The following is a 17,046-nucleotide window of genomic DNA, read 5'->3' as shown; positions in this document are numbered from 1 at the left end:
GAATGCATTGAAAGTGGTGCACGAAATGCCCATATTAGATCTAACAATACAAATGCACAGACAGCGTTTCAAACTTGGCGTATGATTTTGACATGAACAATGTCGAACACGATAAAAGATTAGGACAGGACATGAATATTGCGGCAAACCCGGTGATCGAAGCGGATCAAACCATTTATTTAAAAGACTATCAAAAACCTTCCTTTGTTGTTGATTCCATCGACCTGAATATTCAAGTCTACAGTGACCACAGTCTGGTCAGCAGCAAGCTGGAGATGCAGCGTCAGACTGCTGGCGATCTGGTTTTGCTTGGCCGCGATCTGGAACTGCAATCGATCCGGTTAAATGGTCAAACCCTGAATGCAACTGACTACAGTCTTGATGCTGAACAACTGGTCATTGCCAATGCGCCTGATCAAGTGTCGCTTGAAATTGTGGTTAAAATCCATCCTGAAAGTAATACTATGCTGGAAGGTTTATATCAGGCCAGTTCAGATCTGTTTGTGACCCAAAATGAACCAGAAGGGTTCCGTAAAATTACTTTCTATCCAGACCGTCCGGATGTGTTGTCGGTCTTTACCACACGTGTAGAGGCAGACAAGAAATATCCGGTCTTGCTCGCAAATGGTAACCTGCTAGAAACCGGTGAAGTGGATGAAAATCGTCACTATGCCGTGTGGCAGGATCCGACCAAGAAACCGAGCTATTTGTTCGCCTGTGTCATTGGTGACTTGGCAGTGATGAAAGATTCCTATGTCACATCGGAAGGCCGCAATGTAGCTCTGGAAATCTACGCAGAAGAAAAAGATATTCCAAAATGCAAGATCGCCATGGAAGCGCTCAAACATTCTATGCGCTGGGATGAAGAGCATTATGGTCTGCCTTATGATCTGGATAATTACATGATTGTGGCAACCAGTGCATTCAACATGGGTGCCATGGAAAATAAAGGTCTGAATATCTTCAATACTTCATGCGTGCTAGCCGATGAAGAGTACACCACTGATGCCGCCATCATGCGGGTGCAGTCAGTCATTGCGCATGAATATTTTCATAACTGGACCGGTAACCGGATTACCTGTCGTGACTGGTTCCAGCTGTGTTTGAAAGAAGGCCTGACTGTATTCCGTGACCAATCTTTCTCGGAAGATTTACAGTCGGCTGCGGTACAACGTATTGATGATGTAGCAGTTCTGAAAGCACATCAGTTCCCGGAAGATTCAGGGCCGCTATCACATCCGCCGCGTCCAGATCATTTTGTAGAAATTAACAACTTCTATACTGCCACTGTTTATGAAAAAGGGGCTGAAATTAACCGCATGATGGCGACCTTGCTCGGTAAGGAAAAATTCCGTCAAGGAACCGATGAGTATTTCCGCCGTCATGATGGTCAGGCGGTAACGGTGGAAGACTGGGTATCTGCACTCACCGCAGGTTCAGGGGTGGATCTATCCAACTTCCTGACCTGGTATAACCAGCCGGGTACGCCTAAACTTGAAGCAAAAGCTGAATATGATATAGAGACACAAATTTATCGTCTCAGCTTGAAGCAAAGCCTGAAAACCCATGCCAAATATCCGAATCTGAAAGCGGTACCTATTCCAGTGGCTTTGGCGCTGTTTGATGCCGAAACCGGTGAGCAGTTGAAGCTAAACTCTGAAGCACTCTTTGAAAATGGCGTGAAAGATGGGGTGTATCTGTTTGATCAGGAACAAGCCACGATTGAATTTAGTGGGGTAACAGCAAAACCGGTGGTATCCTTGCTGCGTAATTTTTCTGCGCCAGTCAATCTGGACTTTGACTATTCAGAACAAGAATTGGCCTTCCTGCTGCAATATGAGACCAATGGTTTTAACCAGTGGCAAGCCACTCAAACGTTATTAGAGCGTATCTTGCTGGATGATCAGCCTGCGGATATTTATATCGCGGCGATGTTGAATACCTTGCCGGGTGTGATTGAAAAAGATCCGCTGTTGGCATCACGTCTGTTTGATGTGCCGTCTGAAGGTTATTTGGGCAGCCGTATTGATCAGGACTATAATCCGGTCATGATTCAGGAAAAGCGTGAGGCTTTGCTGCATACGCTGGCACGTGCCTTTGGTGAAACAGCCAAAGAGACGTATCTTGATCTGGATCCTGATCTGCAATCTGAATTCTCGCAAGCGATGGGTGTACGTGCTTTAAGAAACATCATGTTGACGATGATCGCCCGTCAGGGAGATACATCTGCCTTTGATTTGGCTTATGAGCAATATCACACAGGTAATATGTCTGAACGTTTGGGCGCCCTGAAAGTTCTGGTCTGGAACGATGCACCACAAGCAGAAGAAGCTTTGGCAGACTTTTATAGCCGCTTTGAAGACGAGGCTCTGTCTTTAGATCAATGGTTTATGGTGCAGGCAGCGCATCCAAAAGCAACCGATGCAACCATTGCCTATCTGACCCAGCATCCTGATTATGATCTGGCTGTACCAAACCGGATCCGTGCTGTGAGCGGCGGTCTGAATGCCAATCCGGTGAATACCTGGAGCTTTGGTGTGCAGCATTTTATTGGTCTGGCGAAATATCTAGATCAGAAAAACCCAATTGTGGGCTCACGTCTGCTGCAAGTATTGTCACGCTGGTACACCCTTGCTGAGCCGCAACGCAGTGAAGTCAAGGCGCAACTTGAAGTATTGAAGCCACTGGTCAAATCTAAAAATGTGTCTGAGACATTAAATAGTATGCTAAGTATATAAAATTCAGTCTCTATCAAAAAACCGGATCATCAAGATCCGGTTTTTTATCTGTTTTGATTTTAAATGGCCGGTTTAGATACATTTGAAATACGCTGATGCACTATGTGGCAACCAAAGCGTGTACAGTATTGCTATACGGACAAGAGTACTGATTTATTAAGCTGTAAGCAGGGTAAAAGGATCTTAGAGATCCACTTACTGGAGGTCATTTAAGATATGTTAGTGAAAATTGAAGATGGTTTTTATTTAAATAGCCAGCATATTATTGCCGTACATGTCAGCAAGAATCCTGAAAATGGCTTACTTGAAATCTCGATTCAATATACACCTCATTCTGTTCAGCAGGTCGGGGAATACAAGAAAGTATTTCAAAGCCAGCTTGATGCAGAAATCTTCTTGAGTGAGCTGAATCAAAAGCTTCGCTAAAAGCCTGCTCAGCTCAGGCTTTCATCAATACCTGTTATTGTCTGACCACCAGTACTGGAATATCAGCAAGTGCCAGCACATTTTGCGCCACACTGCCCAGCATGAGTTTTTGCAAACCTTTACGGCCATGTGAACCCATAATAATGACATCAGTCGGTGATTCATTTGCAGCCTGTAAGATTCCTTCTGAAGGTGCCATACCATGCAGGATTTTTGTCGTGACCTGTATGCCTTCACGAACAAAGCTCTGTTTCAGGTCATTTAAGCGATCAAGCGCATTTTGTTCTGCATGCATAAAGTAATCTGTGACTGCTGGAGCAACTTTATAAAAATCTACGCCCTTAAAAGGGTCAACCGCAATGACACTGAGTAAGGTGACATGGCTATGAAATACTTTGGCCAGTTCGAGGGCATGTTCTGCGGCAGCATAGGAAATCGAGGACTCATCGAGTGCTACGAGAAGATGATCATAATTATTCATGGTGCTTCCTGATATTTATTATTGCAGTAAGGAGAATAGGGGTTAGGTGGGTGAATCTCCATAACGTACGGTTTGGTTTGAAATCAAATATAGAAAACCGAGTAATGCGCACCTTGAAGATGCGCAAAGCTTTGATTATTTTTTCACGATCAGAACCGGAATTTCACTGGCACCTAAAACATCCTGTGCAAAGCTGCCCAGAATCATTTTCTGGAAGCCTTTACGGCCATGAGAACCCATAACAATCAGATCTGCTTTTACTTCATCAGCAGTTTTGGCAATGTGTTCGGCATTGACCAGACCTGTGACGATCCGTGACTGAGCTTCAATACCTTCAGTCGCTGCAATCGCAGTGGCTTCTTTCAGGGCATTTTTGGCATTGGCATGTGCCTGTACAAAATATTCCTTCATGATAGATGAGCTGTAATAGAAATCAGCTTCAGTAAAAGGATCTTCTGCAATCAGGCTGATCAGGGAAAGCTGGCCACCAAATGCTTTGGCAATTTTTGCAGCATGTCGTACTGCGGAAAAAGAAATTTCTGAGCCGTCTACCGGAACTAAAATATGCTGATAGGCCATGATTTTTTTACTCCAAATGTTTATTGTTCGCTTCTGATTCATTGATAGCACAGTGACTCTACAGGTGCAATTGCAAAACCTAAAAAAATGAAAAAACTCATTAAATTACAACTATTATTCACATAAAACTGTAAAGAAATGGGCAAATAAATCCGAGCAAAAAACTGGGGATTTTCACCTCTGCTGCCAGAACGAACTGGATTAAGTTTTTGGTTTTTGAGCATTTCAGTTAAACTGCCTGCGCTTGATTTTTATCAATATAGGGAAATTGAAATTGTGAGATATATCGCGGTAAATCTTGTGCTGGTCAGCTCGATGATGTTAGCGGGCTGTCAGAATACCGTACAAAATAGCAGGCTAATTGCCAGTGCCTTCAATATGACTACGGGCCTACAACAAAAAGTGATGGATCGTTATGCCCCTAAAACTGTTCGGGTACAAAACAATATTGTGTACCAGCCGCTACAAGATTTAAGCTTCGATCTGTATCAACCGCAAAATATTCAGAATCTAGGCCCGAGACCGACCATTGTCTGGATTCATGGCGGTGGCTGGATTTCAGGTTCCAAGGCACATGCCCGCGGCTATTTTAAGCTATTGGCGGCGCAAGGCTATAACGTGATTTCTGTACAATATCAGTTTGCGCCTCAGGTGACTTATCCGAGTCAACTTCAGCAAATCAATCAGGCGTTGGCATTTATCAACACGCATGCCGAGAACTACTACATTGATGCAGCACAACTGTATTTAGCCGGAGATTCTGCCGGTGCCAATCTGGCCAGTCATTATGCCGCATTGTTGACCAATCCAGAGTTTTCACAACAATCCAATTTCAGTCCAAATATTCAACCAATGCAGCTCAAAGGCTTGATTTTGCATTGTGGTATTTATGATCTACAGGCCTTTGTGCAAAAAGCACCGGCTGAAATCAAAATGGTCGAATGGGGCGTTTATAATCTGGTACAGGCCTATACGGGCGACCAGAAAGATGATGTCGAATTTTTAAAGCAGATTTCCCCGATCCAGCATATTTCAAATGCTTATCCGCCGGTGTTCATCAGTGGCGGTAATAAAGACTTTCTGACCGATACTCAATCCTTACCTTTTGTAGAGACACTCAAGGCCCGGAATATTGCAGTGACCGAGGTATTTTATCCGGAATCTAAAGCCTGGCTGATTCATGAATACCAGTTTTTTATGGGCAAAAAAGAGAGTCAGCAAACCTTTATTCGCACCCTTGATTTTCTGCACCAGCATTCATTGTAAAATAAGCATTATTTAAAGTTTAATTTTCTATTTTAATTGGCTTGTTATTCAAAGCATGAACACTGAAATTTTGGAGATGGAAAAATGAATCCTGTATCGTGGGCCTACCTGTTACTGGCACTGGCGATTGTCGCCGAAGTCACAGGCTCTACATTTTTAGTAAAATCTGAAGGCTTTAGCAAATTATGGCCGTCTTTGGCAGTCGTGGTTTTATTCTGTATTGCATTTTATTTATTGTCCCAAGTGATTAAAGTCATTCCATTGGGAATCGCTTATGCCATCTGGGCCGGTGTGGGAATTGTTCTGACTGCAATTGTGGGCTATGTACTTTTCAAGCAGACGCTCGATGTGCCTGCACTTATTGGCATTGCACTGATTATTTCCGGTGTACTCGTCATCAACCTTTTTTCCCAGACCGCAGGACATTCATAAAAGGCAGACATGATCGCTGCCCTTATTTGTCATTTTATTCTAATGATCAGTCATCAATTTTAAGTGACTTGAGGCTTGAGCTTAAATAGAAAATAAACCATTAATCCCAGTAATAGGCCCCAAAAGGCTGAACCAATCCCGAAAAACTGAATATTGGATGCGCTGAATAAAAAGGTCATCAGTGCCGCTTCACGTTCATGGCTTTGCTGAAAAGCCAGCGCGATGTTATGCCCAATGGTGCCGAATAAGGCAATTCCGGCCAGAATAGTAATCAGGATTGCTGGAAATGCCATCAGGACACTGGTCAAGGTCGCTGCAAATAGTCCCATCAAAATATAAAACAGCCCACAACTCATGCCAGCAATATAGCGTTTCTGTGGGTCGGGATGAGCTTGAGTATCCAGACTCACTGCCGCACTGATCGCAGCAAGATTGACACTAAAGCAGCCAAAAGGTGCCAGTATCGCCTGACTTATACCGGTCCAGCCTAAAATACCGTTTACCTTGGGTGGATAGCCATAGCTTTTAATTACTGCCAGTCCGGGTAGATATTGCGAAGCCAGATTGATCACCAACAGTGGTAAAGCCAGCCCTAGAACAGCTTGTAGACTAAATTCAGGTTGGATCCAGACCGGCTGGGCCATACTCCAGTTTAAACTCGGGATTGTAAAATCGATAAAGAAAGGGCAGAGCGCAATTGCGGTAAATACGGTAATCACGATGCTATAGCGTGTGCTGATTTTTTTTGAGATCAGATAAATGGCCAGGACACTGAGTACAAATTTCCAGGACTGTTGCAGGCTACCAAATACTGAAATACCAAATTTTAGCAATACTCCAGCCAGCATGGCACTGGTTAAACTTTGTGGAATAAAATGAAAAATACGCTCAAAAATTCCTAAGAATCCCAGCGCAGCAGTCAACAGTCCACAAATCAGAAACGCACCAATCGCTTCACCGAGGCTGTAATGACCCGCAGACGCAATGATCAAAGCTAGTCCCGCCGTTGACCAGGCAGTAGAAACAGGATACTGATATTTCCAGGACAGCCACACACCAGAGATACCTATGCCGATTCCCAGTGCCCATAACCAGGAACTGATTTGTGCCGCATTGGCACCTAAGCTTTGTGCAGCTTCAATCACCAGTACAGCAGAAACACTAATGCCAATCAGGCAGGTAATCAGGCCGGCAATGACCGCAGTAAGAGACAGATCTTGTAATAGTTTTGGCATCGTCCATGACACAATTTTAAAAAGCGTTTAAATCATACGCTTTTCACGTATTTAGACAATATCTGTTTCAAGCTTTTATAAGGTAGAGCTGGCTAGCTTCATCCCAAAACCACAGAATAAAATGCCGACTATGGCCACACAACTGGCTGTCAGTTTGTAATGCTGGTTGAAATAGGAGGCCAGTTTTACCCCTGAGAAAATCAGAATGGACAGATAGGTCATGCTAATCAATTGCAAGATCAAAGCCAATAGAATGAAAGTCAATGCCGGATAAGGATAGCGAGGATCAACAAATTGCACAAAAAATGACAGATAAAACAGAATCGCTTTTGGATTTAAAATACTGATGGTCAATGCAGTACGAAATGGCTGAATAGACGAAGCTTTAGCATCAGCCGCATTCATCTGCGGAATCGTCACTTTTTCTGTTGGAAGAATGGTTTTATAGGCGGCAATTAATAACTTCATCCCCAGATAACTCAGGTAGATGGCGCCGATAATCTTCAAAGTAATAAACAGGATTGGAAAAGCATGCAATAAAGATGCAGCCCCCAAAGCAGTACATAAAATCAGAATCATGTCACCGGTATACACTCCCAGAGCACCTAAATAACCTGTCTTGATACCAAAACGTGAGGCAATGGACATGACATAAAGGGAATTGGGGCCGGGCAAGAGCACAATTAAGGTGGTACCAATGATAAAGGTACTGAGATCTGTAATACCAAACACGAAGAATTCGCACAAGAAAAAGCCGATGCGGCATTATAGCAACATCGGCTGGTAAAATTTCTAAGATTTTAGCTTAGCTTTCAACGGGATTGAGAAAGGTTTGACCTAATAGCGCAGCCAGTTGCTCACGCGCTTTGATGAAACCCTGAATACCGCCTTGTAACAGTTCACTGGCCATTTGATCCTGCTTCAGCTGTTCCAGAAATGCTGCCTGACTGATCGGACTCAGTTCACCCTGCACAGTAATAGCTGTCGCTGAAAGTTGCGGCTGAACTTTACGTTGATCATGGTTCAGTTCTGCCAGTAGATTTGGTGCAACGGTAAGAAGGTCACAACCGCTCAAGCCCAAGACCTGATCGATACTGCGGAAGCTGGCGCCCATAATTTCGGTTTGAATGCCATGGGCTTTATAAAACTCATAAATACTTTTAACCGATAACACGCCAGGATCTTTTTCGATTGGATAAGCATCCACACCTTCAGCCTTCTTGTACCAGTCCAGAATCCGGCCAACAAAAGGTGAAATTAAAGTAACTTTGGCATCAGCGCAGGCATGGGCCTGATGCTGGCCAAATAACAGGGTCAGGTTGGTATGAATGCCTTGTTCTTCTAAGGTTCTTGCGGCCTGAATGCCTTCCCAGGTTGATGCAATCTTGATCAGGATGCGATCGGAGTCAATCCCATACTGCGCATATAGTGCCAGTAACTCTTTGGCTTTTGCGATGGTGGCAGCAGTATCAAAAGACAGGGACGCATCGACTTCAGTCGAAACACGCCCTTCAATTAATTTCAAGATTTCAACGCCGAATTTGACGGTCAAAATATCAATGGTACGTTCAATTAGGGCATCATCCGCATAGCCTTCCTGCTGCGCCTGCTGATAGGCCGCTTCAATCAGGGCCTTGTTCTCAACTTGACTGGCCGCTGCTGTAATCAGTGATGGATTGGTGGTTGCATCCAGAGGACGAAATTTTTCAATTGCGCTCAAGTCACTGCTATCCGCCACAATTGTGGTCAAGTTTTTTAATTGGTCTAATGCGGTTAATGTCATTACGATCTAGTTCTATGGTTATTGCTTATGCATACTTTTATATCATAAACCCTGTATTTACCAAGTAGACTGAAGTGGTGTTTCTGTGATTATTTGCTACTTTTACGCTGATTTCGCAGATGATTAATCAAAAAATGAGCAGCTGTGCCCAAGTTGCTTTCCCGACTCCAGACCAGATCGATAAAATATTCAAACTTTGGGGTGAAATCGAGCAGATTCAGCACTTGCAGATTTTGCTGTAAATTCGGCTGTTTTTTTAGCATTTCCTGCGGGAGAACACCCCAACCCAAACCCTGTTGAATCATGCTACAGGCAGAATGATGATTGTCAGTGCGCCAGTAATGACGGGAATATAATAATTCAGGTTTAATATTACGGTCACGGCTCGCCACCACAATTTGACGGCTATTTAGAATCTGTTCAAAGCTGACCTGATCGTATTGACTCAGTACATGCTGCTTGGCTGCGACAGGAATCAAGACTTCACGCTTTAATTCCACAAACTGTTCACGTGCATCGAGTTGTTCCCGCTCAAACATTAATGCCAGTTGTGCGCTACCATCCAAGAGCATCTGTTGCGCATCTTCCTGAGGTGCACCAAAGACATTAATCTGAAGCTCGGGAAATTGCTGTTCCACCAGAACGACATAATCAGTCCAGCGCGTATGCAGTAATTCAGAAACGATGACGATATTCAGTTCAGACTCCAGGCCTGAACTTAGGGCAAGCGCATGCTGTTTCCACTGATTCATTTCGATTAACAGCTGTTCTGTTCTTTCATACAGTGTCTGTGCCTGCTCCGTTGGCACAGGTTCACGCCCAATACGCTGGAACAGTTGCAGATTCAGATCAATTTCTAAATTCGCAATTGACATGCTAATGGCAGAGGGAACTTTTCCCAATTTTCGTGCAGCTGCAGAGAATGAACCGGTTTCCATCACAGTTTTAAATACAGTGAGTTGTTCCTGATTAATATTCATGTAATCTTATCTATCAATTTTATTGAAATATTCTAACTCGATTAATCAGTTTAAAGAACATAATATGCGCGATTATTGATAAAAAACCGAGTAATGAAAATGTTGATTTCCAAAAGACGACTTGTGCATGCGCTTAGCTATGAAGTCATCCTGTTGGTGATCATTGCGATAGCTTTGAGTCTTATTTTTAATATGCCGCTAGAAGTCACAGGTGCACTGGGAATTGTGATGGCCGTGACCTCTGTCATCTGGAATATGCTGTTTAATCATTATTTCGAAAAATTTGAAGCGAAACGTCAACTGAAACGAACGATTCGAGTGCGTATTTTACATGCGATTGGCTTTGAAGGTGGTTTAATGCTCGCCACCATTCCAATGGTGGCCTATGCGATGAACATGGGACTATGGCAGGCGATTGTGCTCGATTTTAGCCTGACCTTGTGTATTCTGGTATATACCTTCATTTTTCAGTGGTGTTATGATTCGATAGAAGAAATGCTTGGATATCAGCCTGAGCATCGAAAAATATAATAAGAAAAGCATAGAAAAAAATAAAGCACAGCTAATGTTACTTGTGCTTTATGTGGGGAATCTAGTAAACAGCAGTATTTCTTTGACACATAGCACACTTATTCGACTTTATATTCATCTTAAACCCCTTTATAAGAGCAGAAGTTTTTATGCATTTGCATCTAAGGGGAATTATGAAGTTAAAATATAGCTTGTTGAGTTTAAGCATTGCCTTACTCATGACTGCTTGTGGCGGCGGTGGTGGTGAGAATGACAGCCATGCATCTAAGCCTGGGTCAGGTACGGTTGGCTCTAATCCATCAACAGGAAATAATGCTCAATTTACCAAAATTTCAGAATTTAAAGTCTTGGATGTGGGTTCGGAACTTACTGCTCAAGATTTCGGTTTAAGTACATGGAATCCTACAGCCCTGGTACGAACTGGTGATGTATTGTATATCGCCAATAGCCAATCAGAATCAAAAATTTTACGTTATGATTTAAAACAAAAACGTGCGCTGAGTGCAATTGACCCATTAAAAATTGAAGGCTTAGCAAAAAAATGGGACAGTCTTGCAGATATCGAAATCCATGCAGAACGCTTATATGTGGCCAGTTATGGTTCTAACCGTGTCGATATTCTAGATATTTCACAGCCTCAACCGAGCTTTGTGATGGCGCTAGGAACTGGCGTTTGGTGGGGCGATACAGTGAACCATGCTTTAGTTCACAGTAATGCTGTTACCGCAGATGACCGCTATATCTATGTCCCCGATATCGAAGGTCGTATTAATGTCTGGCGTCAAAGCGATGCTATTGCACAAAACCATTTAAAAGCGAAAAAGTTTGCTCGGCTCAGTCTTCCTGATTGTGGTCGTAACTGTAATGCACGTATGGAAGTCATGCGAGATCATCTGTATACCAGCCTTCCAAACGGTAAAACTTATGTGCATGACATTAACCAAATTCGTGAAAATGACACTCACATTGCACCTATTTTGACAGAGTCAAATCTTGCGACCCTTTTACACCGTCATGATGACGGTACTGTGTATACCGCAAGGAATGATGGTTCGATAGCAACATATCCTACTCAGGAATTTGGCTTAAAATCAATTCTGCCAAAGCACAATATCGACCAATTCAAAAAATATATCCTGAAAGGGCAAGCTGAAAGCAGTCATATCGAAAGAGCAGGTGATGTTGCGGTGTATGGCCAACAGTTGATTCATTTGTCTAATCAAAGGGTTAAGCTCTTGCCAATGGTCACATTACAGCAAAATAAGACCAAACAGCTGAGTTCTGCATTATTGTTGACTGAATCTAAAGCACAAAATCAAACACTTGTATTGCAAGATGGTGAATCTTGGGAGGCGCTGACCAATAGTGCTGAACGTCATGTGTATATGAATCGGATTTTATCGGCAGAGCTGAGTAGCAACGCTTTAACGCTTAAAAGTTATAGCGCTGTTCCTGTTCGAAATTTACAAATTCGCGCCAAAATCCGTCATTCAGATGATTGGGTTATACTTGCAGATTTAGATGAGCTTACGCCATTTTCCACTGCAAAATTTAATATTAAATTGAATGATCAATCCCGCTTCCCGCTTGCAGATGGCAGTGGTTCAATTCAGTTGGCAGGTTTAAGTCAGACCACGCTGATACCAAGTGATATTTTCGATTTACATGTGACTTCTGAAACAGACGAGCATGTGAAAAAGCTCAATAAAATTCAGGCAAAATGGAAAATCTATTTTGGTAAATATGACGAACCAGGCAAATGGTGTCGAGTAACGCCTGTCTATGCGCGTGAATGGGTCATCATGATGACGAACTTAGCATACATGCTCAGTACCCCTGAATTTGAAAACCTCTGGTTTAATCATAAAGCAGTGATGGGCCATGATTTCTTTGGTAATGCAGGTCAAGTCGATGGGCCAAACGGTATTTATATGCCTGAAGACTATGTTCGTATCTACAAAGAGATTTTAAATCGTAACGAGATTAATCTTGGTATTACCAATATGGGGGGGGGCTTGGTGGCGGTGCCGTGCTAGGTGTCGATACTTGGCTATTCTATGGTCACTATCGTTTATCAGGTTTTCGTATTATTGCGCATGAATTTGGACATCATTGGGGGGGACATAATAGCGCATGGGCGATGTCATCACATGGCTTCGAACCGATGGTGGATTGGTTGAACTTCTACTTCCAGCGCCGTCCTGGTTCACTGCCTTATATGGACCCAAATGTTAACACATTCCACCTCACTCCCGATGCAGCGCTGTGCCAGGGGGTTAATCAAAACATTGTGAGGGGGGTAGCATCAACAGCACCTTGGAATAAAGTTGACGAATACTTTAAAAATAATCCAATGCCAATACAGTAGGTAAAAGGTATAAAAAAGCTCCTCAATCGAGGAGCTTTTTTGAATCAAGGTAGCAGCTTATTTTTCGATAATCGCTGTAACGCCCTGACCACCGGCAGCACAGATCGATACCAGTACACGACCTGAACCTTTTTGAGCAATCAGTTTGGCTGCCGTCGCAATAATACGACCACCAGTTGCTGCAAAGGGATGACCGGCTGCAAGTGATGAGCCTTTCACGTTCAGTTTTGCACGGTCAATTGAACCGAGTGGCGCATCCAGACCTAAACGCTCTTTACAGAATGCTGGATCTTCCCATGCCTTTAAAGTAGACAGCACTTGAGAAGCAAATGCTTCATGAATTTCATAATAGTCGAAGTCCTGAAGTTTTAGGCCGGCACGTTCCAGCATGCGAGGAACAGCATAAGCAGGTGCCATCAATAAACCTTCTTTCTTCTCGACGAAATCAACTGCTGCAGTTTCCTGAAAAGTCAGATAAGCCAAAACTTCATGACCATTGGCTTTTGCCCATTCTTCAGACGCTAGCAGAACGCAAGAAGCACCATCTGTCAGTGGGGTAGAGTTACCCGCAGTCATGGTACGCGCATCGCCCTTACCAAACGCAGGTTTAAGCTTCGCCAGTTTCTCGACTGAAGAATCAGCACGCAGGTTATTGTCACGCTCTAAACCCAGGAATGGCGTGATCAGATCATCAAAGAAACCTTCTTCATAAGCTGCTGCCATTTTCTGGTGTGAAGATGCAGCAAGTTCATCTTGCGCTTCACGGGAAATACCCCATTCCAGTGTGGTAATCGCCTGATGATCACCCATAGACAAGCCAGTACGTGGCTCACCATTTTTAGGTGCGTCCATCAATTCTTTGACATTAATTTTGGTCAAGGCTTTTAAACGGTCTTTGGCAGTTTTGGCAATGTTCAATTCAAGCAGCGCTTTACGCAAGCCGTCACCCAATGCAATGGGCGCATCAGAGGTGGTATCTACACCACCGGCGATTCCTACTTCAATTTGGCCCAGTGCAATCTTGTTTGCCACTAAAAATGCAGCTTGTAAACCCGTACCACACGCCTGCTGGATATCATAAGCTGGGGTTTCTGGTGCCAGTGCCGTATCCAGAACACATTCACGAGTCAGGTTAAAGTCACGGCTATGCTTCAGGACAGCACCTGCAACCACTTCACCGACACGTTGACCTTGCAGATTAAAGCGCTCTACCAGACCATTTAATGCTGCGGTCAGCATGTCCGAGTTAGAGGCAGTAAAATAGGCACCATTCGAACGTGCAAATGGAATACGGTTGCCACCAAGAATAGCAACGCGGCGAACTGTGTTTTGGCTCATATTATTATCCTGTTGAACAGAAGGCTGTGTTTTTGAAACTGAATCTGTTTGAGTTGATGTCGTCTGACTGCTACTGCTCGCTGTACGACGGGTACGCGGAGTTTTAGCCGGACTTTTAGCTGCAGCAGCGGCTGTATCCGTGTTTTTAGTGCTACGCTTAGCACGCGTTGATGATTTTGACACAGCTGGAGATGCGGAATTCTCGACTGCTGGATTTTCTTGAGTTGTTTTGCTCATAAGGCTTTTCCAAGCAAATTGATCGTCTTCTTGTGGCTTACATTAGCATAGATGAGTATATGCTGTATTGACTACAATGACATTGCAGACTGCGCTCAGGTCAAGTCATCTGCCAGATATCTCAAGTATGATTGGGTAGAATCTGGTAGATCTATTGCAATATAAGTATCTGGCATTATATTGAAGTTAAAGGATAACTTTAGATCGATCAAAAATTAATTTGTATGAGAGATAATAAACATGACTGATCAGTACCAAAATTTCGCAAAATCTCCTATTGGTAAATTTGTCATTAAAAATCTGGGCCTGCCATCCCCAATTTCCCTAGACCGTTTCGAGTCTGCAACGCCAGTGGTAAAAGGCGCTGTGTTATTCGGTGCTGCACCTGCGAGTGTATTGACCGGTTCTATTGCTCAGGTGCTGGCAAATATTCATGCCAATAGCTATGCAGGCAATAATGCGGAACTGCAACAGGCAGCGGCGAAATCGGGTCTGAACCTGAATGCATTTAATACTGGCGATAAAGAATCCAAGTTTAAAGTGGTTATTTTTGATGCTTCTGGTATTGAAAATTCAGAGCAGTTGAAATCACTTTATGAATTCTTTAATCCGATTGCGCGTCAGATTCAAAGTTCTGGTCGTGTGGTCGTGATCGGCACAACACCTGAATCTGCAAAATCTGTGAGTCAGGCCATTGCACAACGTGCGCTCGAAGGTTTTGTCAAATCTGTGGGCAAAGAATTTAAAAAGGGTATTGCAGCCAACCTGATTTATGTCGATGCAGGTGCCGAAGCCAATCTTGAGTCTGTGCTACGTTTTGCAATTTCTCCACGCTCTGCCTATGTGTCTGGTCAGGTTATTCGTGTATCGGCAGCAGCACAAGTAGACTTGGACTGGAGTAAGCCACTGGCAGGAAAAACGGCAGTAGTAACTGGAGCAAGCCGTGGTATTGGTGAGGCGATTGCTCATGTGCTGGCACGTGATGGCGCACATGTGATTTGTCTGGATGTCCCACAACAGCAGGCGGATCTGGATCGTGTCGCTGGTGAAATTGGCGGCTCTACACTAGCGATTGACATTACTGCAGCCGATGCGGGTGAGAAAATCAAACAGGCGGCAGCGGCGCAGGGTGGTCTGGATATTATCGTGCATAATGCCGGGATTACCCGCGACAAGACTTTGGCCAATATGAAGCCTGAGCTTTGGGATCTGGTCATTAACATCAACCTGTCAGCAATTGAACGCGTCAATGATTACTTGCTCTGCAACGATGGTCTAAATGCAAATGGCCGTATTATCTGTGTATCTTCTATTTCAGGTATTGCAGGTAATCTGGGTCAAACCAACTATGCAGCCTCTAAAGCAGGTGTGATTGGTGTGGTGAAATTCACAGCACCGACATTAAAAAATGGTATAACCATTAATGCTGTGGCACCGGGTTTTATTGAAACGCAAATGACAGCAGCAATTCCATTTGCCATCCGTGAAGCTGGACGCCGTATGAATTCCATGAGTCAGGGTGGTCATCCTGTTGATGTGGCAGAAGCGATTGCGATGTTTGCCTCGACTGCCTCTTCAGGTTTGAATGGCAATGTGGTGCGTGTGTGTGGTCAGAGCCTGTTAGGGGCTTAATTTAGAATCCCCCTAAATCCCTCTTTGCAAAAGAGGGGACTACTCCTCCCTTTGTTAAAGGGAGGTTGGGAGGGATTTATTTAAAAAGATATTCTTCCTTCTTTTAAAAAGAAGGACGTCATAAAGATAAATATTCCAAAGGTTCAGTATGAATACTCGCCATTTTAGTCAACTTCCAAAACCTTATTTAGCCTATCCAAAAGTGATTCAGGGCTTGATTTTAAAAAAGCCAAAAGCTGAAAAAGTTCTACCGCAAGTTGAATATGTGGTGGATTCATTCAAGGTCGATCAAAAGCATCTGAAAGCCTATAATGAAGTTTGTGGTTTTAAAAATAATGGCTATATTCCAGCCATTTATCTAACAGTTCTTTCACAAAGCCTGCAAATGCATATGATGACGGCTGAAGCTTTTCCTTTTCCGGTTCTCGGTCTGGTGCATATCCGCAATCAGGTCAAACAGTATCGTAAAATCGGAGTCAATGAATCTCTCACATTGTCTTGCAAGTTTGGTGAATTGCAGCCGCATGATAAAGGTGTACAGTTTGATTTCATCACCACAGTAAAAGTCGGTGATGAAGTGGTGGTGGAAGCCTTGACCACTTATCTGTCCCGTCAAAAGAGTAAAGGCAAAGCTGCAGCCAAAATCGTCGAAAACAAGACACCCGATTATGAGCTGAATGCTGAATGGGAAATTCTAGAAAATACGGGTCGCCGTTATGCCATGACATCCGGCGACTTTAACCTGATTCATATTCATGCCCTAATGGCTAAGGCATTCGGATTTAAACAGGCGATTGCGCATGGTATGTGGACCAAGGCTAAAGCTTTGTCCAGCCTGGCATTGCCCGATGCCTATGAAGCAGATGTCTGGTTTAAACTGCCCTTATATCTGCCTTCCAAAGTGCAGTTCTTAACCGCGAAAGCAGCTAATGATACGGAAATCCTGATTCGTAATAGCAAAAATCAGAAGCCGCATGTCACAGGAACTGTGACCGCAATTTAAAGTACGATAAAAGCCTG

General features: G+C 43.6%; 14 protein-coding genes and 1 pseudogene. 8 read left to right on the top strand and 7 right to left on the bottom strand.

The genetic code is table 11. The features are described from left to right. Positions 1-131: 131 nt before the first annotated feature. Together pepN and FTT73_RS01825 are read left to right on the top strand one after the other, a co-directional pair. A complete protein-coding gene (pepN, locus tag FTT73_RS01830) occupies positions 132-2,738 on the top strand; it encodes an aminopeptidase N (protein WP_180078281.1) in 2,607 nt (868 codons plus the stop codon). A 216-nt stretch (positions 2,739-2,954) separates the two neighbouring features. Next, positions 2,955-3,164, top strand: a complete 210-nt coding sequence (locus FTT73_RS01825; protein WP_005097285.1) for a hypothetical protein — start codon at positions 2,955-2,957, stop codon at positions 3,162-3,164. A 34-nt stretch (positions 3,165-3,198) separates the two neighbouring features. Here FTT73_RS01825 and FTT73_RS01820 read toward each other — a convergent pair whose 3' ends face one another. Beyond that, the gene (locus FTT73_RS01820) at positions 3,199-3,645 is read right to left on the bottom strand and encodes a universal stress protein (RefSeq protein ID WP_180190927.1); all 447 of its coding nucleotides are present in this window, start codon (positions 3,643-3,645) and stop codon (positions 3,199-3,201) included. A gap of 135 nt (positions 3,646-3,780) precedes the next feature. After that, a complete protein-coding gene (locus FTT73_RS01815) occupies positions 3,781-4,224 on the bottom strand; it encodes a universal stress protein (RefSeq protein ID WP_005170452.1) in 444 nt (147 codons plus the stop codon). A gap of 315 nt (positions 4,225-4,539) precedes the next feature. Here FTT73_RS01815 and FTT73_RS01810 point away from each other — a divergent pair, with 315 nt between their 5' ends. After that, positions 4,540-5,490 carry an alpha/beta hydrolase gene (locus FTT73_RS01810; RefSeq protein WP_218955679.1) on the top strand — a complete coding sequence of 317 codons (951 nt, stop codon included), beginning with the start codon at positions 4,540-4,542 and terminating at the stop codon, positions 5,488-5,490. A gap of 84 nt (positions 5,491-5,574) precedes the next feature. Then, positions 5,575-5,922, top strand: a complete 348-nt coding sequence (locus FTT73_RS01805; RefSeq protein WP_005097280.1) for an SMR family transporter — start codon at positions 5,575-5,577, stop codon at positions 5,920-5,922. A gap of 59 nt (positions 5,923-5,981) precedes the next feature. Here FTT73_RS01805 and FTT73_RS01800 read toward each other — a convergent pair whose 3' ends face one another. The 4 genes from FTT73_RS01800 to FTT73_RS01785 form a co-directional block, all read right to left on the bottom strand. Further along, positions 5,982-7,157, bottom strand: a complete 1,176-nt coding sequence (locus FTT73_RS01800; protein ID WP_074383234.1) for a benzoate/H(+) symporter BenE family transporter — start codon at positions 7,155-7,157, stop codon at positions 5,982-5,984. A gap of 75 nt (positions 7,158-7,232) precedes the next feature. After that, positions 7,233-7,889, bottom strand: coding sequence for a leucine efflux protein LeuE (gene leuE / locus FTT73_RS01795; RefSeq protein ID WP_180190925.1), 657 nt, complete (start codon positions 7,887-7,889; stop codon positions 7,233-7,235). Between the two features lie 73 nt (positions 7,890-7,962). Then, on the bottom strand, positions 7,963-8,940 hold the full coding sequence (gene tal, locus FTT73_RS01790) for a transaldolase (RefSeq protein ID WP_180190924.1): 978 nt from the start codon (positions 8,938-8,940) through the stop codon (positions 7,963-7,965). Positions 8,941-9,029: 89 nt separating this feature from the next. Further along, a complete protein-coding gene (locus tag FTT73_RS01785) occupies positions 9,030-9,920 on the bottom strand; it encodes a LysR family transcriptional regulator (RefSeq protein ID WP_005170459.1) in 891 nt (296 codons plus the stop codon). A gap of 99 nt (positions 9,921-10,019) precedes the next feature. Here FTT73_RS01785 and aceI point away from each other — a divergent pair, with 99 nt between their 5' ends. Together aceI and FTT73_RS01775 are read left to right on the top strand one after the other, a co-directional pair. Beyond that, positions 10,020-10,451 carry a chlorhexidine efflux PACE transporter AceI gene (aceI, locus tag FTT73_RS01780; RefSeq protein WP_005170461.1) on the top strand — a complete coding sequence of 144 codons (432 nt, stop codon included), beginning with the start codon at positions 10,020-10,022 and terminating at the stop codon, positions 10,449-10,451. A 173-nt stretch (positions 10,452-10,624) separates the two neighbouring features. After that, positions 10,625-12,819, top strand: a pseudogene (locus FTT73_RS01775) (beta-propeller fold lactonase family protein). A 57-nt stretch (positions 12,820-12,876) separates the two neighbouring features. Here the strand turns inward: FTT73_RS01775 and FTT73_RS01770 are convergent. Continuing rightward, positions 12,877-14,394, bottom strand: coding sequence for an acetyl-CoA C-acetyltransferase (locus FTT73_RS01770; RefSeq protein ID WP_005097269.1), 1,518 nt, complete (start codon positions 14,392-14,394; stop codon positions 12,877-12,879). A 240-nt stretch (positions 14,395-14,634) separates the two neighbouring features. Here FTT73_RS01770 and FTT73_RS01765 point away from each other — a divergent pair, with 240 nt between their 5' ends. Further along, positions 14,635-16,026, top strand: coding sequence for a 3-oxoacyl-ACP reductase (locus tag FTT73_RS01765; RefSeq protein ID WP_005097268.1), 1,392 nt, complete (start codon positions 14,635-14,637; stop codon positions 16,024-16,026). Positions 16,027-16,174: 148 nt separating this feature from the next. Further along, positions 16,175-17,029 carry a MaoC/PaaZ C-terminal domain-containing protein gene (locus FTT73_RS01760; protein ID WP_100535292.1) on the top strand — a complete coding sequence of 285 codons (855 nt, stop codon included), beginning with the start codon at positions 16,175-16,177 and terminating at the stop codon, positions 17,027-17,029. The last annotated feature ends 17 nt before the right edge of the window (positions 17,030-17,046 follow it).

This window comes from Acinetobacter sp. YH01006, assembly GCF_013420445.1.
GTDB lineage: Bacteria > Pseudomonadota > Gammaproteobacteria > Pseudomonadales > Moraxellaceae > Acinetobacter > Acinetobacter pseudolwoffii.
Note: the sequence above shows the minus strand (reverse complement) of the source record. Positions and strands in the feature narration are given on the sequence as shown.